This is a genomic window from Blautia sp. AM29-29 (genome assembly GCF_003480555.1).
GTDB classification, from domain to species: domain Bacteria; phylum Bacillota; class Clostridia; order Lachnospirales; family Lachnospiraceae; genus Fusicatenibacter; species Fusicatenibacter saccharivorans.
The window spans coordinates 116,585-143,578 of sequence record NZ_QUJD01000007.1; the positions used below are offsets into that span (position 1 = coordinate 116,585).

The following is a 26,994-nucleotide window of genomic DNA, read 5'->3' on the forward strand; positions in this document are numbered from 1 at the left end:
AAAATGACCCTCCTCTTATTTTTAAGAGGAGGGTCGTTTCTCCTATGTTCTGTTTTGATCAGGTGCTGAAAATCTTGCGGATTCCCGCTTCTTTAACTTCAATTGCCTGTTTGATCATATCTACGGTTCCATCGATACCGAATACACTGCTGTTCAGGCACAGGTCGTAGCTGTCTACCTCGCCCCAGCGTTTGCTGGTGTAGTAATTGTAGTAGCTTGCACGCTGTTTGTCGATCTTTGTGATCTTGTCTTTTGCTTTTGCATCGGAAAGATCATACAGCTTTGCGATACGGCGGATGCGATCCTGCATATCTGCTTTAATAAAGATGCTCAGCACGTTCGGATTTTCCTCCAGTGCATAATCTGCACAGCGGCCTACGATGACACACGGACCGTCCTGCGAAATCTTCTTGATGGCATCAAACTGTGCCAGAAATACCTTCTGGTTCAGCGGCATATCCATCATGGTAGATCCATAGCCGAAGGAGTAACTGTCCATAACCAGAGAGTATAAAAAGCTGTTGGTTGGTTTTTCATCGTGGTTTTCGAACAATTCCTGGCATAATCCGCTGTCCTTTGCTGCTCTCTCCAGCAGCTCTTTGTCATAGTACTTAATTCCCAGGTCATCCGCTAAAATCTTACCAATGGAATGTCCGGCGCTTCCGTACTGACGTCCAATCGTTATGATAGTTTTCATATAATCCGCTCCTTTCCATTCCGTCACAATAATCTGCTTTCACAGATGTAGTAACTCGCGTTTTTTCGTTACATCCAGTATACTACAGAATTCACAGAAAGTACAGAACATTTTGATAAAACTTATACAAATTAACTATATACTTTTTAAAATATCATTCTTTTTAAGCGGTTTCAGACATTTTTTCGAAACTGCAGCAACAGATTGGAAAAATATTCCGGAATCGGCGCCTCAAACTCCATATAGGCACCGGTCCGTGGATGGATAAATCCAAGTACCATCGCATGCAGCGTCTGTCCCTGCAGGTTTTTCACCGGGCATTTCTTCGGGCCATAAACCGCATCGCCAAGCAGCGGATGCCCGATACTTGCCATATGGACACGGATCTGATGCGTCCGGCCGGTTTCCAGCTGGCATTCAATATACGTATAATTTCCAAAGCGTTCCAGCACACGGTAATGTGTGACCGCCGGTTTTCCGTTCCGTTCGTTAATCGCCATCTTTTTCCGGTCTGTCGGATGGCGGCCGATTGCACCGCGCACGGTTCCCTCGTCCTCTTTCAGATTCCCATGGACAATTGCCCGGTACTTTCGGGTAATGGAATGTACAGAGAGCTGTTCTGCGAGGCTCTGGTGGGCGAAATCGCTCTTACAGATAACCAGGGCACCCGTTGTGTCCATATCGATTCTGTGGACGATTCCGGGGCGCAGAACGCCGTTGATGCCGGAGAGATTTCCGCGGCAGTGATACAGAACCGCATTGACCAGTGTTCCGCTGCTGTGGCCTGCCGCCGGATGTACGACCATCCCCTTGGGCTTATTGACGACCAGAAGATCATCATCCTCGTACAGAATATCAAGCGGAATGTTTTCTGGCTCCACGTTCAGTTCTTCCGGTTCCGGCAGAAGCACCAGAACGGCATCACCGGCGGCAACCTTACTGCTTGCTTTCTGCGTTTTTCCGTTGATCGAAACCTTTCCGTCTTTTAAAAGCTTCTGCAGAAAAGAACGGGAACAGTCCGAAAAAGATGCGGCCAGGCACTGATCAATCCGTTTTCCGTCAAAATCCGGTGTAACTTCCAAAATCCGTTCTTCTTCAGCCATCGGACTCCTCCTTTTTGGCGTTTTTATGCAGAAATGCGAAGTCTTCGTCCTTGTAGTACAACAGATACAGCAGTAAAAAGACAGCGACCGATACGGTGACATAAATATCAGCTACGTTAAAAACCGGAAAGTTGATCAGCGAAACGTAGATGAAATCAACGACATAGTGATTCAGAAAACGATCGTAAAAATTTCCGACCGCACCAGCCGTCAGAACAGTCAGCACGGCAAAAAGCGGTAAAAAGCGGCGTGTCTTTGGAAGCTTGTAAAAGACGATCACCATGACGATCAGAAACAATACCGTCATCATAGCAAACAGCCAGTACTGATCCTGCAGAAGTCCGAATGCCATACCGCGGTTTTCCAGATAAAACAGCTCCAAAACCCCTGGAATGAGCTCGATCGACGGCTGGTCCTTCAGATACTGCACTGCCAGTGATTTTGTATACTGATCTGCTGCAAGCAGAAGGACAATCGCTGCCGCGCAAACCAGATAAACGGCCAGCGGAGAAAGTTTTTTACTCTTCATCGATCAGATCTCCATTAATAGAATTGATAGCTTCCAGCATTTCTTCATCTGTAACCGTGCGGTCCACCACAGCATGGCCGACAGACTCCAGAAGGATGAATTTGATCGTACCCTGTTCCATTTTCTTGTCCGATTTTGTTGCAGCCAGAATATCTTCCGATTTCAGGCCGTCCACGGTGATTGGCAGATAGAAACCGACGTTCATATCACGAATCTCGTAAAACTCTTCATTGGAGAGATAACTTCTCTTGTAGGAAATATAGGCAGCAGCAACGGTTCCAAGTGCAACGCACTGGCCATGGAGCAGTTCGAAGTTCTTGAGCTTTTCAATGGCATGACCGATCGTATGGCCAAGATTTAAAACGGCACGCTCTCCCTGTTCTGTTGGGTCATTTTCTACAACCTGGCGTTTGATATCGCAGCATTTCTGAATCATTTTCGTTAATACCGGCTCAATCCGCTCTTCGATCTCAGACATGTGATTGATGGTCCAGACGTAGAATTTTTCATCGCGGATCAGACCTGTTTTCAGGACTTCTCCCATACCGCAGGCAAACTGATCGCCGTTCAGGGATTTTAAGGTTGCCATATTCATATAGACAAGACGTGGATGATGGAATGCACCGACCATATTTTTGTACTGGTCGAAATCGACGCCCGTTTTTCCTCCAACGCTGGAATCTACCTGTGCAAGCAGTGTCGTCGGAAGCTGGATGAAATCAATGCCGCGCAGATACGTTGCCGCCGCATAGCCGGTCAGATCCCCAACGACACCGCCGCCGAGTGCGAATAAAATGTCTTTTCTCTCAAAGTGGTTTTCAATCAGATGCGTGTACAGATCTTTGACGGTATCCAGATTTTTGCTTGCTTCACCAGCCGGGAAAACAAATGCGGTTACGGTCTCAAACAGCGGGGACAGTACATTTTTTACCTCTTCCAGATACAGTTCTGAAACCGTGCTGTCTGTGACAATGCAGGCCTTTTTTGCAGGGAGTTTTAAGTTCTCCACACAGCCGGCGAGGCGTTCGTAGCTGCCGTCCCAGACAATTTCATAAGAAAATTCAGTAGATGTGCCTTCTCTTTTAACGGTAAGTGTTTTCATAAATTATGCCTCCTGTATGTTCTTTCATGAAAAAAGCATCAGAATCCTGCATCTGATGCTTTTCCTTTGTTACTAAGTAAATCAATAATTGATCCAGTGGATCCATTTTAATTTACTGCAAAGATAAATTTCTTTAATAATCGGTACGGATATTTGGAAGATCAAAAGCTCCGCTTAAGATATCCTGGATGTCGCCGGAAATTTCTACACTGGACGGTGTCAGGATGAAAATATAGCTGGAAACTTTCTGCAGACTTCCGCTCATGCAGTAGCATGCACCACAGCAGAAATCAATGATTCTCTGGGCAATATCCACATCAATGCCTTCTAAGTTAAGGACAACGGTACATCCGGCCAGAAGCGTATCCGCGATTTCACGGGTATCCTCCATGGAAGCCGGTTTGATGACGCATACTTCCATATTTAATGCACCTGCTTTCTTTCTCATTGGAGTAACTTTCGAGGAAACCGGGGCAGCTGGCTTTGGAGCTCGTGCAGCAGCAGCCTGGCTTGAAGCGGTGGTCTTTGGCGCCGGCTGTTTACGCGGTGCAGTGTGAACCGGTTTCGCCTGCAGCTCTTCCTCTTCGTCCTCATCCTCGTTCTCCAGTTTACGGAAGAAACGTTTCTTTGGTTTTTCTTCTATATCATCGTCTTCTTCATCGAAGAAGCTATCCGAATCAGCATCCTCTTCCTCGTAATCGTCGTTCAGCCGGATGGCATCCAGAAATTTGTCTAAAACACTCATTCTTATACTCTCCTATTTTTAGTCCTGTGGCATTTGGCCAGACAGCCGTGCAGAATGCGCGGGGTCACTCTTCTTGGAAAGGCTTCCCGTTATCTTTTACTGTAATCCCGTTCGCCAAAGACTCCGGTTCCAACCCGTACTAAAGTGGCGCCTTCTTCTACTGCTACTTCGTAATCGCCGGTCATGCCCATGCTCAAAATGGCCATACGTACATTATTAATGTTTTTGGCGGCAATGTCAACACTTAATTCCTTTAATTTGCGAAAAACCGGACGATTTTCTTCTGGATCTTCCACATACGGTGCAATGGTCATAAGTCCCTCCACATGAATTGCCGGAAGTTTTGCGATTTCTTCAATCAATGGAAGGGTTTCCTCTACGGAGACACCAAACTTGCTTTCCTCGCCGGCAACGTTTACCTCGATCAGGATCGGGATTTCGCAGTTGTGCTTTACCGCTTCCTCACTGATCGTTTTTGCCAGACGAAGAGAATCGACAGAATGAATCAGGGCAACTTTTCCTGCAATGTATTTTACTTTATTCCGCTGCAGATGACCGATCATGTGCCAGTGGATATCCTTTGGCAGCACTTCCTCTTTTTCTGTCAGCTCCTGCACTTTGTTTTCACCGAAATTGCGTTCGCCAAGATCATAGATTTCGGAAAGCATTTCGACCGGTTTTGTCTTGCTGACCGCAATCAGGGTAACTTCCTCCCGGTTCCGTCCGGCTCTTTTGCAGGCTTCTGTAATTTTCTTCTGGACTTCTTCATAGTTCTCTTTCAGCATATCTTTCTAACCTCCAGTATTTAATGCACAATATCTTCTTCACTGACGGTGGATGCATTTTCCACAATATAATCATACTGCGAAATGCCGTATTGCGTTTGTTTTTTTATGATAGAATACTCCGCATTCTGATCGATGATCTGAATTTTGCGGAATACAGCATATCCTTTGTTGATGCAGTAAACACCCTGCAGCGGAACCGTTTCTCCAATCTGATACGTTGTGGCGGAATCCTGTGCACGAAGTATATCTCCATCATTAAAAGCGGCCATGTCGACGTAATATTCGACCGGATTATCATTTTCATCATTGACCTGCTCATAGATCGTGGCGTTTACAAATTCTGTCACCGGCTGTCCGTTATCATCCAGCATGACATTTCCTTTTTTATCGGTCTTTTCCCGCAGGAAACCGGAAGAATTGCTGTCTCCGCCCTGTACGAGCATCTGCGCCGGGATTTTATAGAAATCTTTTTCCGTGATGGCAGTATTTGGAATTTTCAGTCCGCTTCCAGTGTTTGTGACCAGCTCTATTGAAAGAAAACGGTCTTCCGCATAACGGATCATCCCGCTTGTAAACGAAATGACAGCATAGTTCTGATCGTTAATGGACTTTAGATTCAGTGTTCCCGTCTGTGTTTTTCCGTCTTTCAGAAATTTAACTTTTATCGTACTGAAATTGGAAAGTGTAACGACCTGCTTATTCGTCACCGGAACGGCAATTTCCCACTGCTCATCTGTCACCAGACGGTATACTGCATTTCCAGGCTCCGTCTGCGCGCCGGAATCAAAGGAAACCACAGAGGCTTTCGTAGAGAAAAGCTCCGGCGTAAGGCTGTCCTCCGTATAGCTTTCATATCCATCACTGCCGTAGACGACAACACCGTCCTGATCTGCATAAAATATCGTCTGTGATGAGGAATCTCCGTTTTCAGCGGCAGCGGCAAGCAGCTTTGCGGAAAGTTCTGTTTTCAGCTGATAAATGCCGGAAAAGGAACTGGAATCATAATCAGAAGAAAAACGTGCGAGCGAGGAACGAAGCGACGTTCTCGTTGCCGCATCTGCCGAAATACCAGAGGTATCGGCATTTTCTGTTGCGGAAATCCCATAAACAGCGCTTCCGCGGCTGATTTTCGATGCATTTGGGGTATAGAACTGAACATATCCGCTGCCGGAGGAAAGCTGCACACTCTCTGTCCGCATGGCGAATGCGGTATAGGTATCATTCCGGGATAAAGTTCCCTGCACAACCTGAAAAGATTTGATATGATCGGCGGTCAGGTAAAAGAAAAGTGAAACTGCCATATAGAAAAAAAGGGCTCCAAAGATGATATTTCCAATATTCAACGCTGGAAAAGGGAAACGGATTCTCGAATGCCGGCGGCTGTTCTTTTTCTGCTTAGACAAAATGTATGCTCCTTTTATTGTTTAATCCATGCGCTAAAAGGACGGTGCCGTAAGCGCCGTCCTTTGGTTTTGTCGCTATGCAATTATTATAATACAGTTTTGGTTACAGTGCAACGATAATCTTATCCTGCATGCCTTCCGGAAGCTCTTCTTTATCCATGGAGACACTTAATACGAAGGTAATGTTATACTGCTTGCCAATGCCTTCCAGCTGTTCAACACAATCTGTGATGTCCTCTCCTTCCAGTTTTGCTACTTTCAGGAAGCTGTCGAGATAAACGCTTGCGAGATCGTGGTCCTGAGAAACGATACCGCAGATAAATCCGATAAATTCATCACTGTTTTTCAGAGGATAGTCGGTTGCGGAAATCAGACGTACTTTGTTGTTTAATTCAAACATGTGCTTTGTGCTCTTGTCAATATACACGATATTTCCGTTTGCGGTTTTTACCTCTGCATTTACTTTGTCTAACAGCTGTTTTGTTTTGCCTTTTCCCTTCTTGCCTACAATTAATTGAACCATAGCAGTTTCCTCCTTAGATTAGAATAAGATATTTTCACCAAAAACCTTTAAGTTCATGGTTTAATTATAGTACAATTCACCAACGTTTTCAATGGTAAAATGAAAAAATTCTGAAAAATCTTCTAATTCGCAGGGAAAGGAGCTCTGTTTTTCTGAACGGATACGACAATCTCCCGGATAGGCAGAAAAAACGCCGTCCGGGGGATTGCAAAAAGATTACGTCAGGAGTTGATATTGGAAAGAAGAGTGTTCATGTCCTCGTACAGTTCCACTTTTGTTGATGCATGAAGAATGACAGAGATAAACGGTTCTCCGTATGCATTCTGGGATACCAGTGCCAGGCAGGAACCGGCCTCATCGGTCGTTCCGGTTTTTCCGCCGAGCACCGTCACATTTTCCGGTGCGTTTTTCTCTCCGGTCAGATATTTGTCCGTGGAGCTTAAATAGATCGTTCCCGCCGTACCGTCCGCATGCGTCATGTTCAGCGTGTAGGAAGACATTGACATCGTATTCTGGAATTCCGTATGCTGATAGGCAGCATACAGCATCAGATAAACATCATATGCAGTAGTGTAATGATTCTCATTGTGAAGACCGTGCGGGTTTGCAAAATGCGTACCGGTCATGGCAAGGGAAGCTGCCTTATCGTTCATCATCTGAACGAAATTCTCTACACTTCCGCCTACCTGGCGGGCAATCGCCATAGCAGCATCGTTGGCAGAATAAATCAACAATGCATGGAAAAGCTGATCCATCGTTACCGTATCGCCCACGGCCAGTCCACTCATCTGGGATCCATCTTCCAGCGCAAGATCCTCTTCTGTGATCGTTACCTGCGTATCCGGCTGGTTGTATTCCATGGCAAGGAGAGCCGTCATGATCTTCGTGATGCTGGCTGGGTAGACCTGATCATACATATTCTGCGCGAACAATACTTTTTTGTGATCCAGATCAAACAGTCCGGCCTTTACCTGTGAAGAAAACGAGATATCATTCAGCGGTACGCTCGTCTCACCGACACAGAGATCGGCAGAGAGCGTTTCAGCCTGAAACCGTTTTTCTGCCGAAAGCGGATCGGAGGCGAGCACCATACTTCGCGCAAACGGCTCTGTAATGTCCATCTGGCGGTCCTGACGGTACAGTTTCACACCGATCAGAACCGCAATAACAGCAACACAGACACCCGCGCCGATGATCAGGCGGTTTAAAATATGTTCGGTTTTTTCCGGAGCAGTCCCGTTTTTCTCCGTTACAGGCAGTTTCTGTTCTTTTTCTGTAGTATTAGTCGTTTCTCCGGTAGATTTCACGCCAGTCCATTTCTCCTCTGTCTAATGATTTGATCAGCATTTCTGCCGTTGCAAGATTGGTGGCAAGCGGAATGCTGTGTACGTCGCAGAGACGGATAATCCGATGGACATCCGGCTCATGCTGTTTCGGCTGTTCCGGATCCCGCAGGAAAATCACAAGATCCAGATCATTCTGTTCAATCTGAGAACCCATCTGCTGAACGCCTCCAACGTGTCCAGCCAGATATTTGCGGACGTTAAGTCCGGTTGCCTCTTCTACCAGACGGCCGGAAGTTCCGGTTGCGTAAAGAGTATGCTTGGCAAGTACCGAGCGGTAGGCGATACACAAGTTCTGAAGCAGCGTTTTTTTTGCATCATGCGCGATCAATCCGATGTTCATTGATGGTTTTCCTCCTTAGTAATTCATAGTTTCTGGTTACAAAATCCCGGTTCTGCAGTCCGACATTCAGGACAAGCCCCATTCCGATGTAAAGTGTTACAAGGGAGGTCAGTCCATAGCTGACGAACGGAAGCGGTGTACCGGTGTTCGGCAGGATTCCGGTTGCAACACTGATATTCAGAAAGCTCTGAAAGGCAATGAGTCCTGCCATACCGCAGCAGATCAACGTTCCTGACAGATCTTTTGCTTTCCGGGAAGTCCGGATGCATTCGACGAGAATCAGGAACAGGAGCAGGATGATTCCGCAGCATCCAAAGAAACCAAGTTCCTCTCCTGCCACTGCAAAAATAAAGTCATTATGGTTCTGGGAAACGAAATTTCCCTTATTTGCGGAAGAAACTTTATTGTTGTTGAGTCCTTTTCCGGTCAGCTTTCCGGAACCGATGGCTGTAATGGAATTCTGCTGCTGGAGACGGCCGTCGGCGTTGTCGGCATCATCGCTTAACCAGTCCTGAATTCGCCCAAGCTGATAACCAATCGTCTTGTCAAGAGCCGCCGGAAGCTGGAAATTCACCTGCGTAATGACAAGCAGAAACGCAAGTACCAGTGCTGAACCGGAAACCAGAACAACGGCGATAACTTTGTAGCTTAAGCCCGCCACATACATCATAAAGCAGAACAGAACCATGACCGTAATCGTATTTTTCAAATCCGGCTGACGGTAAATCATAACGAGCGGCGGAATCAGAAGCCCGATCGCGGTAAAAATGGTTTTCGCCGTATTCAGATCTTCTTCATGCTTCATCAGAAACATCGCAAAAAACATGATCAGAAAGATTTTTGACAGCTCGGTCGGCTGAAACTGAAAGCTTCCGATCTGAATCCAACGGGTCGCACCAAACGTGTTTTTTGCGGTAGAACCGCCGAGATAAAGAACGCCAAGCATCATCAGATTTCCGATGTAAAGAACCCAGTAAAAATTCAGAAGCCAGCTATAGTCAAGCAAAGAGACAATAATCATGATGACTACGCCCAATACGACTCCGATGGCCTGTTTTTTCTGGTCTGCACTGTCTGCACTTCCGATCAGAAGCACACCAATAATGCTGATGGCAATCAGAAGAATGACCAGCCGGAAATTATAATTTTTCAGCTTATATCGTCTTAACATGATACTCCTCGTTTCTTTTTAATGGTATTTTCGCTGTCAGTATGACAGGGGTTGTTTGTGTAATGGTGACGGAAATTTCATCCGCCTCAACGGTAAGGTATTTTCCTGCAGCAGCAGAAAGATCATTTTTCAGCATCTGAAGCGATGCCGGAGAACAGTTCAGACGTTCTGCCATTAAAAGATTGGACAGACGTTCTTTTGCAACGAGGCCGGAGTGCGGCTTTCTGCCTGAAAATAAACCCATACCAGTTCCCTCCTATCGCCCGAATACGCGGCGGAAAAATCCCTTTTTGCTGTCAAGATCCAAGTAGGGAACACTCTCCCCGAGGATCCTGTGGCTGATATTCGTAAAGGCTTCTCCTGCCTTGGAACCGCTTCCAGCGATCGCTTCGCCCTGGTTGGTGGCGATTACCACCTGCTCATCATCGGGCAGAATGCCGAGCAGCGGAACAGCAAGAATTTCCTGTACATCATCCACCGACATCATTTCACCGCGTTTTACCATATCCGGCCGGATACGATTGATGACAAGAGAGATATCCCTCAGATCCTGCGCCTCCAGAAGGCCGATGATGCGGTCCGCGTCCCGGATGGCCGAAACCTCCGGCGTAGTCACAACAATTGCCTTATTGGCACCGGCAACTGCATTTGCAAATCCCTGCTCAATGCCTGCCGGACAGTCAAGAAGAACAAAATCAAAGCTCTGTTTTAATTCATCGCAGAGTTTTTTCATCTGCTCGGGCGTTACGCTTGTCTTGTCCCTCGTCTGGGCAGACGGGAGAAGGTAGAGCTGCTCGTACCGTTTGTCGCGGATTAGCGCCTGCTTCATCCGGCAGTTGCCCTCCACAACATCCACAAGATTGTAGACAATCCGGTTTTCAAGGCCGAGCACGACATCCAGGTTTCGAAGACCGATGTCGGTATCTACCATCACAACTTTCTTTCCAAGCTGTGCCAGCCCGATTCCGATATTTGCTGCGGTTGTCGTCTTTCCGACGCCGCCTTTTCCTGATGTAATTACAATGACTTCACTCATCTGGAACCTCCTTGTTGAAAACTGTTCTGCATTTTCATGCCACAGGATGCGTCCAAACCTTTGTTTAAAAACGCATCCTTTCTCTTTTGCAGCTTTCTTCCCAGGCTTCGTTTCTGCCGGAAAAATTCCTTAGTCTGCTCTCACGCTTGCAACACCGTTGGAGTTTGCCTGACCGGACAGAATATCGTCTGAGAGGCCATAGTAATAATCTAAGATATCCTTAGCTACCAACTCTGCGTTCATAGAAGAATATCCAAACGGAATGCGGACGGCAAGAGCAATATCGTCTCTGCTCTCATAGTGAGAGAAGCCGATAAACAGTCCATGGTTTGCACGTGTACGGTCTTCCTGCGCGGTACCGGTTTTTCCGGAAAGCTCTACCGGCCAGGATTCCGGGAAAATGGTCGCATTGGATACGCTGATTACTTTTCGCATGCCTTCGTGTACCAGATCCCAGATGTTGGAATCAACATCCATTTCTGAATTTACCGTCGGGCCGAAATCTGCGCCCATATCGATGTCATTGCCATCCGAATCCGTTGCTTTCTGCAGAAGGGAAAGATTATAAACCGTACCGGAATTTGCAATCGTTGTGACATAGCGTGCAAGCTGTGTCGTTGTATAGTTGTTGGTACCCTGACCAATCGAGGAAGGGATCGGGAGGGAATCGGTTACATTCGGATCGGTTTCCGAAATTTCGATTCCAGTCTTTTCATCCAGCTTAAACATATCGGCATATTTCTGGATCATTTCCAGAGAGCGCTTCTGTTTAAAGGTGCCGTTCTCATCGAGTCCCAGACGATATCCAAGCGTACAGAAGAACACGTTGCAGGAGTTCTGGATGGCACCGACAATGTTCAGATCTCCGTGGCCGCTCAACTGATGGCAGTGGACATAGTCAGATTCGTTGACAAGTCCTTCCCCGAACAGACCGTTGCAGTTGATGGTACTGGTCGGAGTAATTATGCCTTCGCTTAATCCGGCAACCGCCATCAGCGGTTTAAAGGTGGAACCAGGAGCCGTCTTCTGCTGGGTTGCTTTGTTGTACAGCGGGCTGGATTCATCGGTATTCAATTTTGCCCAGTATGCGGTATCCATCTGGTTTGCCAGGCGGTTGTTGTCGTAGCCAGGATAGGAAACACAGGCTAAAATAGCACCGGTATTCGGGTCCGTAATGACAGCAGAACCGGAACACGGATCGAGTGCAAGCTGTGCCGGGGTGATTTCCAGTTTGGCGATTTTATCGGACAGAAGCTGGAACGGTGTCATATTTCCTGCAACATAAGCGGCATAATCGTCATCCTCTTTCGTCAGAAGGTTCTGATCATACATCAGATTGCAGATATCATAGCCATCGAGCATATCCTGCAGCAGCATATAGTGATACATCTTTTTTGCAAATGTTGTATTGTTTGCCAGACGGTCCAGAATAACCTCCGTCAGCTTCTGATAAACCTCCTGAGAATCCAGGTAGGCATCATCCTGCGTCAGTGCTGAGACATCAATCCAGTTCTGGCTTGCCGCATACGTCAGATAATCACGAAGAGAAATCGTTCCGTCATTCCATGCCTGATGGGTGGCGTCTTTCTCATCAATTGCTGTTGAAGAAAGAATACCCATCGTACTGGAAAGCAGCTTATCCACGATGAAGGTCTCATATTCCTGCATTTCATCGCTGAGGTCGTTGTAAACGGTTGCTGTTTCAACGGTCAGTTCCTGCGTAATCTCGGCAAGCACCTGCTGGAGCTTCTGCTGGAACAGTGCATAGATCCGCTGCTCACGCTCCGTGGCATCCGCCGCCGAGAAATGGGAAATATCAATCGTGCTGTTTTCGATCAGTGCATTGTATACATCGTAAATTGGAATCGGAACGGCATCCGTATTGGCAAGTGTTGAGGTATCAACGGATTTTACATCACTCAGATACTGTTTCAGAATGCCGGCAATTCTCTGTTCCAGAATTTTATATACCGCAATCTGCAGGTCATAATCAATCGAAAGATAGACGTTATTTCCCTGTTTTGGCTCAACCAGGGATCCTTCTACCGTTTCCAGCTCTTTTCCGACGTTATTAACGATAATCTCTTCTGATCCGTCGGTTCCCTGAAGGATTGTCTCCATATACTGTTCCAGACCAGATTTTCCGACGATGGATTCCGTGGAATACGTTTCTTCTTTTCCCTGGCTCTTCAGCTCTTCATTCAGTTCTGTCAGCTCGTCTGAGGACGCCTGGCCCGTATAACCGATCAGAGAGGAAAAATACTTTCCGTCATAATATACACGCTCGGAGTCTTCCGAAATGCTGACACCCTGCAGAACATCTTCATTCTCTGCAATCGATGCAGTTGTATTGCTGCTGACGCCGGAAGCAACTGTCACGCGGACATACTTCTGATAATTCGTCTGTTTCATCTTATAGCGGATCACCAGAATTTCCAGACGCTCCTGATTGGAAAGAGAAAGGACCGCATTTCCGGATTCGTCTGTCTGGTATGGAAGACCATACTCTTCAAAATCTTTGGCAGAATATGCGTATTTTTCATCGTCAGAATAGGCATCCAGGCCAAAGCCGTCCGGTCCGGCAAGAAATGTCATCAGCGTTTCGGCACTGGAACTCTTCTGTTCTGCCGTCATATCGTCGATTTTCTTCTGTCCATAAATGTCTGCACGGAAACGGTCGCGGGTTGTTCCCTCTTCACCTGTAAAAACAAACGCACCGTTCTCATCCACTTCAATCGGGAAGGTGCTGGTGTCAATCGAGTCTCCGTTTGCACGAATCAGCTTACAGAGACGATAGAGTTCTGCGTTCAGAGAGAGAATACGTTCTTTTGTCGTGTTGTACGTTCCGTTATCCTCGATGGTTACGGAGTAGGAAACCTTATTTCCAGCGATCAGTTTTCCGTTCCGGTCATAAATATTTCCTCTTGTACTATCAAGGGTTCTGGTTTTTGTGATTTGCAGTTCAAAATTATCCGCATACTCTTCTCCATGCACCACCTGCAGGATAAAAAGTCTTCCGATCAGGACGGCAAACATAGCAAGGAAAACCACACCAAGCAATAGGGTGCGGTTTTCACCGAGTCTGCGGAAAAGTTTTCTTATCTTCTTAGCCATGGCGACTGTTGTCCTTCCATTTCATTTTCGGTCAGTTTACGGTTGATGATAAATAAAAGCCGGTAAAGCAGAATGGAGAGCACTACCGTGTATACCATTTCCGGCAGAATAATATGCGCCAGATAATCGAAAAAGTGCAGGCGCACGCGCAGCAGGAACTGCAGCACATACATCAGCAGACTGTAGACAAGATCGCTGGCAGCGACCAGTACAATGTGTACCTTAATATCATCGTCATAGAAGACTTTGCAGAAAAAGCCATTCAGATAACCGATATACATGTAGAGCAGTGCGTAAAATCCAAACAGGCTGCCGTAGAACAGATCAATCATCAGGCCGCTGAAAAATCCGACCATCAGTCCCTCTTTTTTTCCGCGCATCAGCCCAAAGGCGGACGTCAGAATCAGAAGAAGGTTCGGCGTTACGGACGCGATCTGAAAATACTGAAATACAGTTGTCTGTAACAGGAAAGCTGCCAGAATCAGAAAGGCAAGCGTGATTTTTCTGCGCATTTACTCTCCTCCCTGCTGTTTTAATTCTTTGATCACGAGAACTTCCTGAATATGTTGAAAATCCACAACAGGAATGATGTATCCCTTTTTCGTCAGGTGATTGGAGTCCTCGGTGATTTCACTGACATAGCCGATCAGAATACCGCGGAGGTATTTATCACTGATGTTCGATGTCACAATCTTTTCGCCCTCAGCTACCGTGTCGGTTGTATTCAGCTGGGAAAAGGCAAGCTTTCCGTCGCTGATCAGGCGCAGATCACCCGATACAATACACGTATCCGAGGTAGATGCTGTCATGGCGCTCACGGAACTGGAGTCATCAATGATAGAGCGGACAGTAGCGGAATTGGAACTTACCTCCTCAACAAGTCCAACAAGGCCGCCGTCTGCAATAACGTTCATATCTTTCTGAATCCCGTCATTTGATCCTTTGTTGATGACAAAGGTATCATACCAGTTGCCCGGATCCTTTGAGATGACCTGTGCTGCTACTTTTTCATATTCCGAGTAGGACTGGTCCAGCTGATACAGCTCCTGAAGACGCTGCAGCTCCTGCTGCTCCTGTACAAGCTGATTGTTTTCCTCAGTCAGATCCGTGACCTTCTGTTCAAGCTCCTCTTTCTCGGCAGACAGTTTTTTGACGTTCTGGAAACCGGTCAGACAGTCTGTCAAATACGCACCGATCTGGTTAATTCCGTTCTGAAACGGGATGATCACAAAGCCTGCGGCTTCCCGGATCGGCGTGACCGGCATTTTGTCTGCTGCACTGCCTAAAATGCCGGAGAGACACAGGAACGTCATGATGAAAAGTAAATGTTTGCTTTTTAGCTGAAATTTTTTCTTCTTATTCATAGCGGGTCCTTTTTGATAGATTTACTTCTTTTTATTTACCGTGTAAGCCCAGCGATGCAGCGCATCGTGCGTGATCAGTTCCTTGAGCCCACAGATGGTACAGAGGTCATAATACTGGGAAAGCTGCACCGGACAGCCGAGCTGTCTCGAAAGATAGCGGTCAATGTTCGGAATCCTTGTGCTTCCGCCGGTGATGTAAATACCCTCTTTCTGGATATGATCGTGGATCTGCGGCGGTGTACGCTCCAGCGCATGCTTGATTTCCTCGCCGATCTCATTAACACCGGAAAGGAGTGCTTCGTTTACGAGGGAAGAAGTAATGATCCCTTCCATTGGAAGACCGGATGCACCATCTACGCCGCGCACCTTCCGCGCCTCTTTTTTGTCTGTTCCAAGATCCGCCAGCGCAATCTTGACACGTTTGGCTGTTTTGGAGCCAATCTGGAAATTGTTTTTGCGGCGGTTCAGATTGCATATCGATTCGTTGAACTGTTTTCCGCCTACCGGGATGATTCTGGAAAAAATAACCCTCGCGTTGGCGATAACAGAAATCTCTGTGCTCTGCGCTCCGATGTTGACAATCATGGAACCCTTCGTGCGGTTGATCGGAATGCCAAGTGCCAGCGCATCCGCGATTGGTTTATCCACAAGATACATGCGGCAGTTTTTTAAGGCTCCCTTATGTGCAATCGTATAATAAGAACGCCGTTCAATCTCTGTCATATCGCAGGGAACTGAAAAATACAGCTCCGGGCGGTATCCCATGTGGCGCGTACAGCGATGGAGAAGCGTGTGCAAAACGGCTTCTACCATCAATACATTCGCAATGCGTCCGTTGCTCATGGGGGTAATTACCTCGATATTGGAAGGCGTTCTCTCGTGCATTTCATATGCGTAATTTCCAACGGCAATCACCTGTTCGCGGTTGCGTATGGCAATCATATTTTTTTCTTTTGTGATTGTGTCTTTCTTCAGGTCATAGATTTTGACGGTACTGGTGCCAAGGTCTATGCCGTATACATTTCGAATCTGCATCGTGCTCCTTTAACTTGTTCCCTTCCTTTGGGCATTTCTGCCTCGGATTTTCGGGATCAGATTCCCTGTTCCAGCATACTGGTATAACAGTGATCCCCGATAATAATGTGATCCAGCAGGGTAATGCCGAGCATTTCGCCCGCCCGCCGGATCTGCCGTGTCACGGTAATATCGTCACCGCTTGGTTCCGGGATTCCGCTTGGATGGTTGTGAACCAGCAGAATATGAACCGCACGGAACTGCAGTGCCGCAAGAAAAAGCTCCCGCGGCGAAATCATCGTCGCATTGACCGTTCCTCTTGTGATTTCCTTTTCTCCGAGAAGCTGATTTTTTGTGTCCAGCATCATGCAGAGAAGAACCTCCTGATCCTCGTGGCGGAGACGTTCCATGTAATAATCCGCAATGGAAGCCGGATCATGAAAGCAGAGACCTTTTCTTGCTCCGGCCGCGGCCATTCGTTTGGAAAGCTCACCGATGCACTGGAGCTGGATCGCTTTTACTTCCCCGACTCCGCGGATCTGCAGAAGTTCCTGTCTTGTACAGTGATAGAGTCCTAACAGGCCCTCCTCTTTTCCGGGAAGGGAAAGAATTTCTCTTGCGAGCTCCAGGGATGTTTTTCCCCTTGCCCCACATCGTAAAATGACAGCCAGAAGCTCCGCGTCGGAAAGGCTTTCCGGGCCGTTTTCCAGGCATTTTTCATATGGCTGTTCCATCGTCGGCAGGTTTCGTAATCCATTTTTTCTCATGTATTCCTCCCACCACTCTTCCGGGAATTTTCATGGAATACATTGGTTTGAATCACCCATCATTCTAGCACAACTTTCCGCAGATGTATAGGAATTATGAAAAATTCATATATTTTTTTGCAATTTCCTCTGCCGTTTTTAATCCGTCCATGGCTGCGGAAGTGATGCCTCCCGCATAGCCTGCGCCCTCTCCGCACGGGTAAAGACCGGTAAGCGACGGACTTTCGAGCGTTTCATTTCTTACAATGCGGACCGGTGACGAGGTACGCGCTTCCACGCCGGAAAGAACGGCGTCCGGACGGGAAAAGCCGTGGATTTTCCGCTCAGATGCACGAATGCCTTCCACAAGGGAGTCTCCGATAAACGTCGGAAGAACTTCCCGCAGATTGGCGAAAGTCCATTCTCCGCAGATGGAAGGGGTTACCTCTCCAAGTGCTGTAGAAACTCTGTTTTCACAGAAATCACCAAAAAGCTGCACCGGAACTTTGCCTTTTCCGGCTTCCCACGCAGCGTGTTCAAGCGCTCTCTGGAATGCCACACCATCGAGTACGTCCGGCGTTCCCTCTACATGGTACGGGCGGTAGTCTTCCGGTGTTACGGTGACAATCATAGCGCTGTTCGCATTTTTACCTTCCCGGTCAGAATAACTCATACCGTTGACGCAGGTGCGTTCCGCTTCCGAGGATGCGTTGACAACATAGCCGCCGGGACACATGCAGAATGAGTACACACCTCTTCCGTTTTCACACTGATTGGTGAGCTTATACGGTGCTGCCCCAAGGAAATCCGGTGCCTCCGGTCCGTACTGATCCTCCGTGATCATCTTCTGCGGATGCTCAATGCGGACGCCGACAGCGAAGGATTTTGCTTCCATGGAGATCTTATTTTCGCAGAGTTTAAAGAAGGTATCGCGTGCAGAGTGGCCGATCGCAAGGACTGCAGTCTCCGCGGCAATCTTCTCGGTTTCATTGACGGTTACAGAAGTGAGTCTGCCGTTTTCAATCCCAAAGTCCGTCACTTTTGCTCCGAAACGGACTTCTCCGCCCCATGCCTCGATCTTTTTCCGCATTGTTGTCACAATTCCGATGAGCTGATCGGTGCCAAGGTGCGGTTTCTGATCGTACAGAATTTCTTCCGGTGCCCCGCATTCCGTGAAGATCCGGAGTACCTCACGGTTTCTGCCGGATGGATCCTTCACCGAAGTGTTTAATTTTCCATCCGAAAACGTACCGGCACCGCCCTCTCCGAACTGTACGTTCGATTCCGGGTTCAGAACGCCGGTTTTCCAGAACGCATCGACACTTTTCTTTCTCTGTTCTGCAGATTCGCCGCGCTCCAGAACGAGCGGACGGTAGCCATGCTTTGCGAGAACATAGGCACAAAAAAGTCCTGCCGGACCGCTTCCGATAATAACCGGCCGGTGAACAAGAGTCTGTTCTCCAGATTTTGGGAACACATGTGGCTTTTTCTCCGCTTTTACGATCTGGTTATTTTTCGCCTTCCGCAGTACGGCATTCTCATCTTTTACTTTTACATCAAGCTGATAAACGTATTTTAATTCGGATTTCTTTCTGGCATCAATTGAGCGGCGTAAGAGCTCAATTTCCTGCAGATCGTGTTTTCCGATTTTCAGTGTTTTTCTTATTTTCTGTTCCAGTTCCTCCTGTGTGTGGGTGACTGGAAGCTTTAATTGCTGTATCCGAATCATGCATGTTCTCCTGCTGCAGCTCTTCCGGCTGCACTTCCGCTGGACCAGGCCCACTGGAGATTGTAGCCGCCGCAGACGCCGTCGACGTCCAGGGCTTCTCCCGCAAAGAAAATACCAGGGTGCTGTACCGATTCCAGAGAATCCGTAAGCTGGTCGAGCGTGATGCCGCCCGCACACACCTGGGCTTTTCCAAAGTCGGTCTGGCCGGTGATCTGTAAACGATATGATTTGATGGCGCCTGCCATTTCTTCCGGAGTCTTTTTCTTTCCGATCAGAACCGGAATGAGTTTTTCTGGAAGAAGACCGATCAGAAGCTCTTTTGGCGCTTTATACGGGCAGATTTCCTGCCGTCTGACAAGTTCTGCAGTAAGCTCCGATTCCGTCAGTTCCGGAAAGAAGTCTACGAGAAGTTCAACGCGTTTTTTCTGCATGCAGGCGCGCACAGCGAACCGGGAAATCTGGAATACCGGGATGCCGGAGACACCGTAGTCGGTAAGCTGCAGCTCTCCCTGTTCCGTCAGAATCTCCTGATTTTCAACCAGAAGCGTAATCTTCGCGCGCACCCGAACACCCGCCCAGGAGGAAAACTGGTTTCCTTTGCAGCGGAGCGGGCAGAGGGCCGGGAAAAACGGAATCGAAGCGAGCTGAAGCTGATCGGCAAATCGAAGTGTATCTCCGTCGGAACCGGCGATCTGGGAAGCACAGCTTCCGCAGCAGATGATGACGCTGTCAGCCGGGTACTGCCATCCTTCGGTGCGCACCAGATAACCATTTTCGGCTTTTTCCACTGCAACAGCCGTTTCCCGTGTCTTGATTTTTACCTTTCGGAATCTGGCTTCCAAAATCAGCAGCTCAAGAACGGACTGTGCCTGCTCGCTGGCCGGATAAAGCCAGCCTTCACGGCTCCGGATGCGGATGCCGAGCTGTTCAAAAAACTGTTCGGTGTCCTGTTCGGTAAACTGTTCGAGAACCCGTGATGCACGCTCCTGATTTCCCGTGCGGTAGCACGATGCATCCTGATAACGATTGGTAAAATTACACCGTCCGTTTCCGGTCGCAAGAAGCTTTCTGCCCGGTTTATCGTTCTTTTCCAGAACGGTGACCGCGGCACCGAGACGTGAGGCCCAAATTGCCGCCATCAGTCCGCTCGCGCCGCCGCCGATAATTACCACATTTTTTGCCATTATAATGTCACCATACCGGCATCGACGAGTTTCTGAAGACTCATCAGAATACCGAATTTTGCGTGCTGCCACGTAAGCCCACCCTGAAAATAGACAGCGTACGGCGGTTTGATCGGGCCATCGGCAGAAAGTTCAATGGAAGAGCCCTGCACGAAAGCGCCAGCTGCCATGATAACTGGGCTGTCGTAACCTGGCATATCCCAAGGTTCCGGGGAAACGAAGCTGTCGACCGGGGCAGCTGCCTGGATACCCTGGCAGAATGCGATGACGCCTTCCGGTTTTCCAAAGGTTACCGCCTGAATGATGTCGTGACGGCTCTCGGTTCCGTTTGGAACAACGGCAAATCCCAGTTTCTCATAAACATTTGCAGCAAAGACAGCACCTTTTAATGCCGCTGCGGTAACGGTCGGTGCCAGGAAGAATCCCTGGTAGAAGGAACCGTTCACACCGAGTGTTGCGCCAACCTCTTTTCCAAGTCCCGGGGAGAGCAGACGGTATGCTGCATTTTCCACGTACTTTTTCTTTCCAACAATGTAACCGCCGGCCGGAGCCAGTCCGCCGCCCGGGTTTTTGATCAGGGATCCGACCATCAGATCTGCACCGACATTGGTCGGTTCGATCGTCTCCACGAACTCGCCGTAGCAGTTATCGACCATACAGATGACATCTGGTTTGATATTTTTAATAAATGCAATCAGTTCACCGATGCGGGTAACAGAAAGCGTCGGTCTGGTCTGATATCCTTTCGACCTCTGAATCGTCACCATCTTTGTCTTTTTGTTGATGGCATTTTTGATTCCTTCGTAATCGAAAGAGCCGTCCTCTTTTAAATCTACCTGGCGGTAAGTTACGCCATATTCCGCAAGAGATCCGACGGACGGGCGGATGCCGATCACTTCCTCAAGGGTGTCGTACGGTTTTCCAACAGGAGAAAGCAGTTCGTCGCCCGGGCGGAGATTTCCGGAAAGCGCCGTTGCAAGCGCATGGGTTCCGCAGGCGATCTGCGGGCGTACCAGTGCATCCTCAGTGCCGAAGCACGTTGCATAGACCTGCTCCAGCGTATCACGTCCCAGGTCATTGTATCCGTATCCTGTGGTTCCATATAAGCATGCCTCGCTGACCTTGCTTGCCTGCATGGCGTGGATGACCTTTAACTGGTTGTATTCTGCGATTTCATCAATTTTTGCAAAACGCTCTTTTAATTCTTCCTCAATTTTCGTTCCAAATGCGAAAACCTCTTTGGAAATGCCAAGTGTGCTGTACATAGCAGCTTTTTCTGTCAACATGATTGTTCTCCTTCTTCCTTTGCATCGGCCGAAACGATTTCGTTCCAGCGATCCAGCATATATGATAATATTTTTTCTTCGTCGTAGTCAAAATCCGGCTTGTTCAGCCAGATCACATCCTTTTCCCGTCGGAACCAGGTCAGCTGCCGTTTGGCAAAATGACGGGTGTCCCGCTTGATGATATAGACGGCCTCCTCCAGCGTGCATTCGCCCGCAAGATACGGGAACAGTTCTTTGTAGCCCAGTCCCTGCATGGAGACAAGATCTCTTGTGTATCCCATTTCTTTCAAACGGAAAACTTCATCAACCAGTCCGTCGCAGATCATCTGATCGACGCGCCTGTCAATGCGGTCATACAGAATCGAACGTTCGTCGTTCAGCACAAAATAAGCAGAACAGTACGGAGATTCCTTCTGCTTCTGCTCCTCGTTGTGCTCCGAAATCTTCTGTCCTGTCTCGTGATAATATTCCAGCGCCCGGATTACACGTTTTACATTATTCGGGTGAATCGTCTCCGCGGAAGCAGGATCAACCTCGGAAAGTTCCCGGTACAGTTCTGCCGCGCCTTCCTCCGTTGCTGCTTTTTCTTCCAGCTGTTTCCGGATCGGCAGTTCACCGTGCGATTCCGTAAAATCAACTTCTTTTAAAAGCGCCTGGATATAAAAGCCGGTGCCGCCCGTCACGATCGGAATCTGTCCGGCGGCGTATATTTTTTCCATCGCTTCATGCGCCAGTTCCACAAACTTCACGACGTGAAACTCTTCGGAAGGATCGAGCACATCGATCAGATAATGCGGAACGCCGCACATCTCCTCCGGGCGGATTTTGGCAGATCCGATATCCATATGGCGGTAGACCTGCATGGAATCCGCGGAGATAATGGCCCCATTCACCGCTTGGGCAAGCGAAATCGACAGCTTCGTCTTACCGACAGCGGTCGGACCGGTCAGGATAATCAAAGGTTTTTTCAAAAAAATCACCTACACAATTCTCTTAAATTTCTTTTCCAGTTCCCGTTTCGAGAGGGAAATGATCGTCGGCCGGCCGTGCGGGCAGTGATACGGATCTTCGAGCGTCAAAAGCTCGGCAATGAGCTGCTCCGCCTCTGCATAGGAAAGATGATTGTTGCCCTTTACGGCGGCCTTGCACGACATCGTCGCCAGACGGTCTTTTAAAATCTCCAGCGGCTTTTCGCGGACCTCCTCAAGATTGTCGAGAATCTCGATAAACAGCTCCTCCGTCGCAATACCGTACAGGTTGTGCGGCACGGCGTTGATCGCATAGTCTTTTCCGCCGAACGGGGAAATTTCGTAGCCGAAGGACTGGAAAACGTCCATGTAACGGGTCACAAGATCTGCTTCCTGCGGCGTTAAGGAGACGATCAGCGGAGGACTCACCATCTGGGAGGTGACGTTCTTTTCCCGGTAATTTTTCATCATCCGCTCGAACAGTACCTTTTCGTGCGCGGCATGCTGATCGATGATGTAGAGATTCTCGCCGTACTGAATCAGCCAGTACGTATCGAAAACCTGGCCGATGATGCGGTGCGATTTCTCTGCCTCCGGGGTAAGAAACTGCTCATCAAAGAGCTGCATCTGGCCTTCTGGCTCAGGCGAAGCAGATGCAGATGAGGATTCTTCCGGCATGGAAGATACCGTTGGAGCTGCATCTGGCTCCTGCTGATGCTGTATTGCGTCCGCGTTTGAGAGGTCTGCCGTCTTTGGCACGTTTCCTGCACCCGGCTCAAACAGTTCTTCCTCTTCCCGCGTCATTCCCGTCATCTGCTGAACCGGCACATACGTTTTCGCTGCGCGGTATCCATTTCGTTCCACCTCCGGGAAAATTGGCATTCTTCTGCTCTGGCTGGAAACCGGCTCCACCGGAAGGGACTGCCGTGCAAAGCCTTCTTTTACCTGCCGTTTCTGCTCGAACGGTTCCGGAACAACAATCTGTTCTTTCCGTGCCGCTTTTTCCTCTGCTTTCCGTTCCCTGTCGGAAGAAAGCGAAACATTCACAATCTGCTCCCTGTGATTCAGCGCACCTGAGATCATATCGCGCATCTGACGGTAAATCTCCTCCTGATGAGAAAAACGAAGTTCCATCTTCGTCGGATGCACATTGACATCCACCGCCTCTCCATCCATCTGGACATAGAACAGCGTAAACGGATATTTATGCTGCATCATCGATGTTTGATATCCGTCCTCAATCGCACGGGCGAGCAGCTTGCTCCGCACATACCGTCCATTCACGTAATAATTTTCAAAATTCCGGTTTCCCCTCGAGATCACCGGTTTTCCGATAAAGCCGTCGATCGTCATCAGCGGGCTTTCCGAGTGAATCTCGATCAGCTCCCGCGCAATGTCGCGGCCGTAAATATTATAGACCAGTTCTTTTAAATTCCGGTTGCCGCTCGTATGGAGCTTCACCTGTGAATTCACCATATATTTAAACGAAATCCCCGGATGCGACAGCGCAAGCTGCTCCACAACGGAAGTCACCGCATTCGCCTCCGTAACCGGCGTTTTTAAGAATTTCTGACGAGCCGGCGTGTTGTAAAAAAGATTCCGGACCAGAAAGGTTGTTCCGGTCGGGGCACCGACCTCCTCATTGGCCTTCTCCGCGCCGCCCTCAATCACATACCGCGTTCCCGTCAGCGCATCCGGCGTTTTCGTAATCATCTCGATCTGCGCAACCGCCGAGATACTCGAGAGCGCCTCGCCGCGGAAGCCAAGAGATGCAATCTGCACGAGTTCTTCCACGGAACGGATCTTGCTCGTCGCGTGGCGCAGAAAAGCGAGCGGCACCTGTTCGGCCGGAATGCCGCTTCCATTGTCCGTGATCCGCACCAGCGAGATACCGCCGTCGCGGATTTCCACGGTGATCGCCGTCGCACCGGCGTCCATTGCATTTTCCACCAGCTCCTTTACCACGGAAGCCGGCCGTTCCACGACCTCACCGGCCGCAATTTTATCGATCGTATTCTGATCCAGTACTGCTATGGTAGCCATGTTGTTCCTTTCTGTTTCGGATTGATTCTAACTTATGTTCTGATCCAGTATTCCCCTATTTCCAGCGGTTTTTCACCTTTCCCTGGAAACGGTACAGGGTATTTAAAGCATCCATCGGTGTCATATTCGAGATATCAAGCTCCGAGAGCTCTTTGATGATATCATCGTCCTGCACCGTATCGAACAGCGACATCTGTGCCATATCGACCTCGTCGTAGTGAACCGGCTTTGCCTTCGGTTTCTTCTGCATGGTCAGATCCTTGACCGCAGCAGTGATATCGGCATCGCTCAGCTGCTCCACCAGCTCCTGCGCCCGGGAGAGCACTGACTCCGGCACTCCCGCAAGACGCGCTACCTGGATACCGTAGCTCTTATCTGCGCCGCCCTGTACAATTTTACGCAGGAATACGATATCGTCGCCCTTTTCCTTGACGGCAATACAGTAGTTGTGCACGCCCGGAAGCTTTCCTTCAAGCTCAGTCAGCTCATGGTAATGCGTAGCGAACAGTGTCTTTGCGCCGAGCAGCTTCGGATTCGCCACATGCTCAATCACCGCCCAGGCGATCGAAAGACCGTCGAACGTACTCGTTCCTCTTCCGATCTCATCGAGAATCAGCAGACTGTTCGAGGTTGCATTCCGAAGAATATTCGCCACCTCCGTCATCTCAACCATAAACGTACTCTGGCCGCTTGCCAGGTCATCGGATGCGCCGACACGGGTAAAGATCCGGTCCACAATACCGATGTTTGCCTTCGAAGCCGGAACAAACGAACCGATCTGTGCCATCAGCACAATGAGGGCCGTCTGGCGCATATACGTCGATTTACCGGCCATGTTCGGTCCGGTGATGACGGAAACGCGGTGGTCACCGTTGTCAAGCAGGGTATCGTTTGCGATAAACATATCGTTTGGAATCATCTTCTCGACCACTGGGTGACGGCCATCCTTGATATCAATCTTTCCTCGGCTGTTCAGCTTCGGACGCACATAGTGATTGTGCTCGGCAACGTAGGAAAGTGATGCATACACATCGAGCCGTGCCAGAGCCTGCGCCGTGCGCTGAATCCGCTCCGCCTCACCGGCAACCGTATCGCGCACCGTACAGAAAAGATCATATTCCAGAGCGTACAGCTTGTCCTCTGCGCCAAGAATCGTATCTTCCAACTCCTTCAGACGCGGTGTGATGTAGCGCTCGGCGTTCGTCAGCGTCTGTTTTCTGGTATAGTAATCCGGTACAAGGTCTTTAAACGAGTTCGTAACTTCCAGATAATAGCCAAATACCTTGTTGTACTTGACCTTCATGTTTTTGATACCGGTTTTCTCCCGCTCACTCGCCTCAAGTTCACTCAGCCACTGCTTTCCTTCTGTCTTTGCATGGCGGTAATTATCGACCATCTCGTTGTAGCCGTCTTTGATCATACCGCCGTCGCGCATCAGATACGGTGGATCATCCACGATTGCCGCATCGACAAGCTGATAGAGGTCTTCCAGCGGGTCGAGATCCTCCTGAATCTGCGCCAAAGCGCCGCCGTCAAACGAGTTTAAGAGCTGCTTGATGTAAGGCAGCATCTGCAGCGACGATTTAAAGGCGATCAGGTCACGCGGATTCGCGGACTGGTAGCTGATTCTTCCGACGAGACGCTCAAGGTCATAAACCGGACGGAGGTATTCACGGATTTCCTCGCGGAGCATCGCCTGCCCCGTTAGAGCCTCTACAGCATCGAGTCTTGCATTGATTTCATCCTCGTCGATCAATGGCTGCTCCACGTAGCTTCGCAGAAGACGCGCGCCCATCGCCGTGCGGGTTTTGTCGAGAACCCAGAGGAGGGAGCCGCGTTTCTGCTTCTCCCGCAGCGTTTCCACCAGTTCCAGATTCCGGCGGCTGGAGCTGTCGATCAGCATATATTTGTCCGTCACATACGGTGTAATCGAGTTCATGTGAGACAGATCCGATTTCTGTGTCTCGTGCAGATACTGGAACAGCGCACCGGCTGCAATTGTTCCGCAGTTGTAATCGGCGATGCCAAGGCCTTCCATCGTAGCAGCATGGAACTGTTCCTGCAGCGTACGGCGGCAGATATCATCGTCGAAATACCAGTCTTCCAATGCATTCACGCAGATATGAAGGCGGGTCCGGAGATCCTCCACATCGATCCCGCAGAGCAGGAACGACTGATTGCAGATGATTTCCGCCGGCATAAACTTCGTGATCTCATCCACAAGGCGGCGAGGCTTGTCCATTTCCGTGACGAGGCACTGGCCGGTGGAGATATCTGCCGTAGAGATACCGAAGCATCCCTCCATGCAGACGATCGACATGATGTAGTTGTTCTTCGTCTCATCAAGTCCCTGCGGGATCAGCGTCGTACCCGGTGTGACAACGCGGATGACTTCGCGCTTTACCATGCCCTTTGCCTGCTTTGGGTCCTCCATCTGCTCGCAGATCGCAACCTTATGGCCGTTCTCTACAAGACGGTTGATATACCCTTCTGCAGCGTGATACGGGATACCGCACATCGGAGCGCGCTCCTCCATGCCGCAGTCCTTTCCGGTCAGCGTAAGCTCAAGTTCTTTGGATACCAGGGTGGCATCTTCGAAGAACATTTCGTAGAAATCACCTAAGCGGTAAAACAAAATGGTATTAGCCGGGTCAGTCAAGCCCGTCTTCGTCTGGCAATAATGTACCATCATAGGCGAAAGCTTCTCACACTGATCCAGCGCATCCTGTGCTGTCACAGGCCGCGTGGACATCAGTGCCGGCG

24 protein-coding genes are annotated in these 26,994 nt (G+C 49.0%); all 24 read right to left on the reverse strand.

Annotated features, from left to right (window positions below; all coding sequences use genetic code 11):
• Positions 1–58: 58 nt before the first annotated feature.
• Positions 59–697: a cytidylate kinase-like family protein gene (locus tag DW769_RS06910; protein WP_117508930.1), complete on the reverse strand. Its 639-nt coding sequence runs from the start codon at positions 695–697 to the stop codon at positions 59–61.
• Positions 698–870: 173 nt separating this feature from the next.
• The gene (locus DW769_RS06915; protein ID WP_117801150.1) at positions 871–1,800 is read right to left on the reverse strand and encodes an RluA family pseudouridine synthase; all 930 of its coding nucleotides are present in this window, start codon (positions 1,798–1,800) and stop codon (positions 871–873) included.
• Complete coding sequence (gene lspA, locus DW769_RS06920) at positions 1,793–2,329, reverse strand: signal peptidase II (protein WP_022462862.1); 537 nt, start codon at positions 2,327–2,329, stop codon at positions 1,793–1,795. Before lspA ends, DW769_RS06915 begins: the two co-directional genes overlap by 8 nt.
• The gene (gene aroB / locus DW769_RS06925; protein WP_118750165.1) at positions 2,319–3,431 is read right to left on the reverse strand and encodes a 3-dehydroquinate synthase; all 1,113 of its coding nucleotides are present in this window, start codon (positions 3,429–3,431) and stop codon (positions 2,319–2,321) included. Before aroB ends, lspA begins: the two co-directional genes overlap by 11 nt.
• A gap of 133 nt (positions 3,432–3,564) precedes the next feature.
• The gene (locus DW769_RS06930) at positions 3,565–4,176 is read right to left on the reverse strand and encodes a cell division protein SepF (protein ID WP_117508927.1); all 612 of its coding nucleotides are present in this window, start codon (positions 4,174–4,176) and stop codon (positions 3,565–3,567) included.
• A gap of 89 nt (positions 4,177–4,265) precedes the next feature.
• Positions 4,266–4,961: a YggS family pyridoxal phosphate-dependent enzyme gene (locus DW769_RS06935; protein ID WP_022462859.1), complete on the reverse strand. Its 696-nt coding sequence runs from the start codon at positions 4,959–4,961 to the stop codon at positions 4,266–4,268.
• 20 nt (positions 4,962–4,981) lie between these two features.
• On the reverse strand, positions 4,982–6,265 hold the full coding sequence (locus DW769_RS06940) for an HlyD family efflux transporter periplasmic adaptor subunit (protein WP_147398221.1): 1,284 nt from the start codon (positions 6,263–6,265) through the stop codon (positions 4,982–4,984).
• A gap of 205 nt (positions 6,266–6,470) precedes the next feature.
• Complete coding sequence (locus tag DW769_RS06945) at positions 6,471–6,890, reverse strand: hypothetical protein (RefSeq protein WP_022462857.1); 420 nt, start codon at positions 6,888–6,890, stop codon at positions 6,471–6,473.
• Between the two features lie 221 nt (positions 6,891–7,111).
• Complete coding sequence (locus DW769_RS06950) at positions 7,112–8,197, reverse strand: D-alanyl-D-alanine carboxypeptidase family protein (RefSeq protein WP_242998322.1); 1,086 nt, start codon at positions 8,195–8,197, stop codon at positions 7,112–7,114.
• Complete coding sequence (mgsA, locus tag DW769_RS06955) at positions 8,172–8,576, reverse strand: methylglyoxal synthase (protein ID WP_022462855.1); 405 nt, start codon at positions 8,574–8,576, stop codon at positions 8,172–8,174. Before mgsA ends, DW769_RS06950 begins: the two co-directional genes overlap by 26 nt.
• Positions 8,551–9,747: an FtsW/RodA/SpoVE family cell cycle protein gene (locus tag DW769_RS06960; protein ID WP_118700302.1), complete on the reverse strand. Its 1,197-nt coding sequence runs from the start codon at positions 9,745–9,747 to the stop codon at positions 8,551–8,553. The genes mgsA and DW769_RS06960 overlap by 26 nt, the downstream gene beginning before the upstream one ends.
• Positions 9,731–9,991, reverse strand: coding sequence for a cell division topological specificity factor MinE (locus DW769_RS06965; RefSeq protein ID WP_022462853.1), 261 nt, complete (start codon positions 9,989–9,991; stop codon positions 9,731–9,733). Before DW769_RS06965 ends, DW769_RS06960 begins: the two co-directional genes overlap by 17 nt.
• A gap of 12 nt (positions 9,992–10,003) precedes the next feature.
• On the reverse strand, positions 10,004–10,783 hold the full coding sequence (minD, locus tag DW769_RS06970) for a septum site-determining protein MinD (RefSeq protein WP_022462852.1): 780 nt from the start codon (positions 10,781–10,783) through the stop codon (positions 10,004–10,006).
• A 129-nt stretch (positions 10,784–10,912) separates the two neighbouring features.
• Entirely contained in the window at positions 10,913–13,897 is a 2,985-nt protein-coding gene (locus DW769_RS06975) for a penicillin-binding transpeptidase domain-containing protein (protein ID WP_118700301.1), read from the reverse strand.
• Positions 13,882–14,409, reverse strand: a complete 528-nt coding sequence (mreD, locus tag DW769_RS06980; protein ID WP_022462850.1) for a rod shape-determining protein MreD — start codon at positions 14,407–14,409, stop codon at positions 13,882–13,884. Before mreD ends, DW769_RS06975 begins: the two co-directional genes overlap by 16 nt.
• On the reverse strand, positions 14,410–15,261 hold the full coding sequence (gene mreC / locus DW769_RS06985) for a rod shape-determining protein MreC (protein WP_055228139.1): 852 nt from the start codon (positions 15,259–15,261) through the stop codon (positions 14,410–14,412).
• Positions 15,262–15,282: 21 nt separating this feature from the next.
• The gene (locus DW769_RS06990; RefSeq protein ID WP_055217830.1) at positions 15,283–16,296 is read right to left on the reverse strand and encodes a rod shape-determining protein; all 1,014 of its coding nucleotides are present in this window, start codon (positions 16,294–16,296) and stop codon (positions 15,283–15,285) included.
• 56 nt (positions 16,297–16,352) lie between these two features.
• On the reverse strand, positions 16,353–17,042 hold the full coding sequence (gene radC, locus DW769_RS06995) for a RadC family protein (protein WP_022462847.1): 690 nt from the start codon (positions 17,040–17,042) through the stop codon (positions 16,353–16,355).
• 94 nt (positions 17,043–17,136) lie between these two features.
• Positions 17,137–18,750 (reverse strand): NAD(P)/FAD-dependent oxidoreductase, encoded by a 1,614-nt coding sequence (locus tag DW769_RS07000; RefSeq protein ID WP_117508924.1) that lies wholly within the window; start codon positions 18,748–18,750, stop codon positions 17,137–17,139.
• Positions 18,747–19,934, reverse strand: a complete 1,188-nt coding sequence (locus DW769_RS07005) for an NAD(P)/FAD-dependent oxidoreductase (protein WP_173813255.1) — start codon at positions 19,932–19,934, stop codon at positions 18,747–18,749. The genes DW769_RS07000 and DW769_RS07005 overlap by 4 nt, the downstream gene beginning before the upstream one ends.
• The gene (locus DW769_RS07010) at positions 19,934–21,220 is read right to left on the reverse strand and encodes a methionine gamma-lyase family protein (RefSeq protein ID WP_055228136.1); all 1,287 of its coding nucleotides are present in this window, start codon (positions 21,218–21,220) and stop codon (positions 19,934–19,936) included. Before DW769_RS07010 ends, DW769_RS07005 begins: the two co-directional genes overlap by 1 nt.
• Positions 21,214–22,191, reverse strand: a complete 978-nt coding sequence (gene miaA / locus DW769_RS07015) for a tRNA (adenosine(37)-N6)-dimethylallyltransferase MiaA (RefSeq protein WP_117509148.1) — start codon at positions 22,189–22,191, stop codon at positions 21,214–21,216. The genes DW769_RS07010 and miaA overlap by 7 nt, the downstream gene beginning before the upstream one ends.
• 9 nt (positions 22,192–22,200) lie before the next feature.
• Positions 22,201–24,231 carry a DNA mismatch repair endonuclease MutL gene (gene mutL, locus DW769_RS07020; protein WP_117508923.1) on the reverse strand — a complete coding sequence of 677 codons (2,031 nt, stop codon included), beginning with the start codon at positions 24,229–24,231 and terminating at the stop codon, positions 22,201–22,203.
• A 55-nt stretch (positions 24,232–24,286) separates the two neighbouring features.
• Positions 24,287–26,923, reverse strand: coding sequence for a DNA mismatch repair protein MutS (gene mutS / locus DW769_RS07025; protein WP_117509147.1), 2,637 nt, complete (start codon positions 26,921–26,923; stop codon positions 24,287–24,289).
• Positions 26,924–26,994 lie beyond the last annotated feature (71 nt).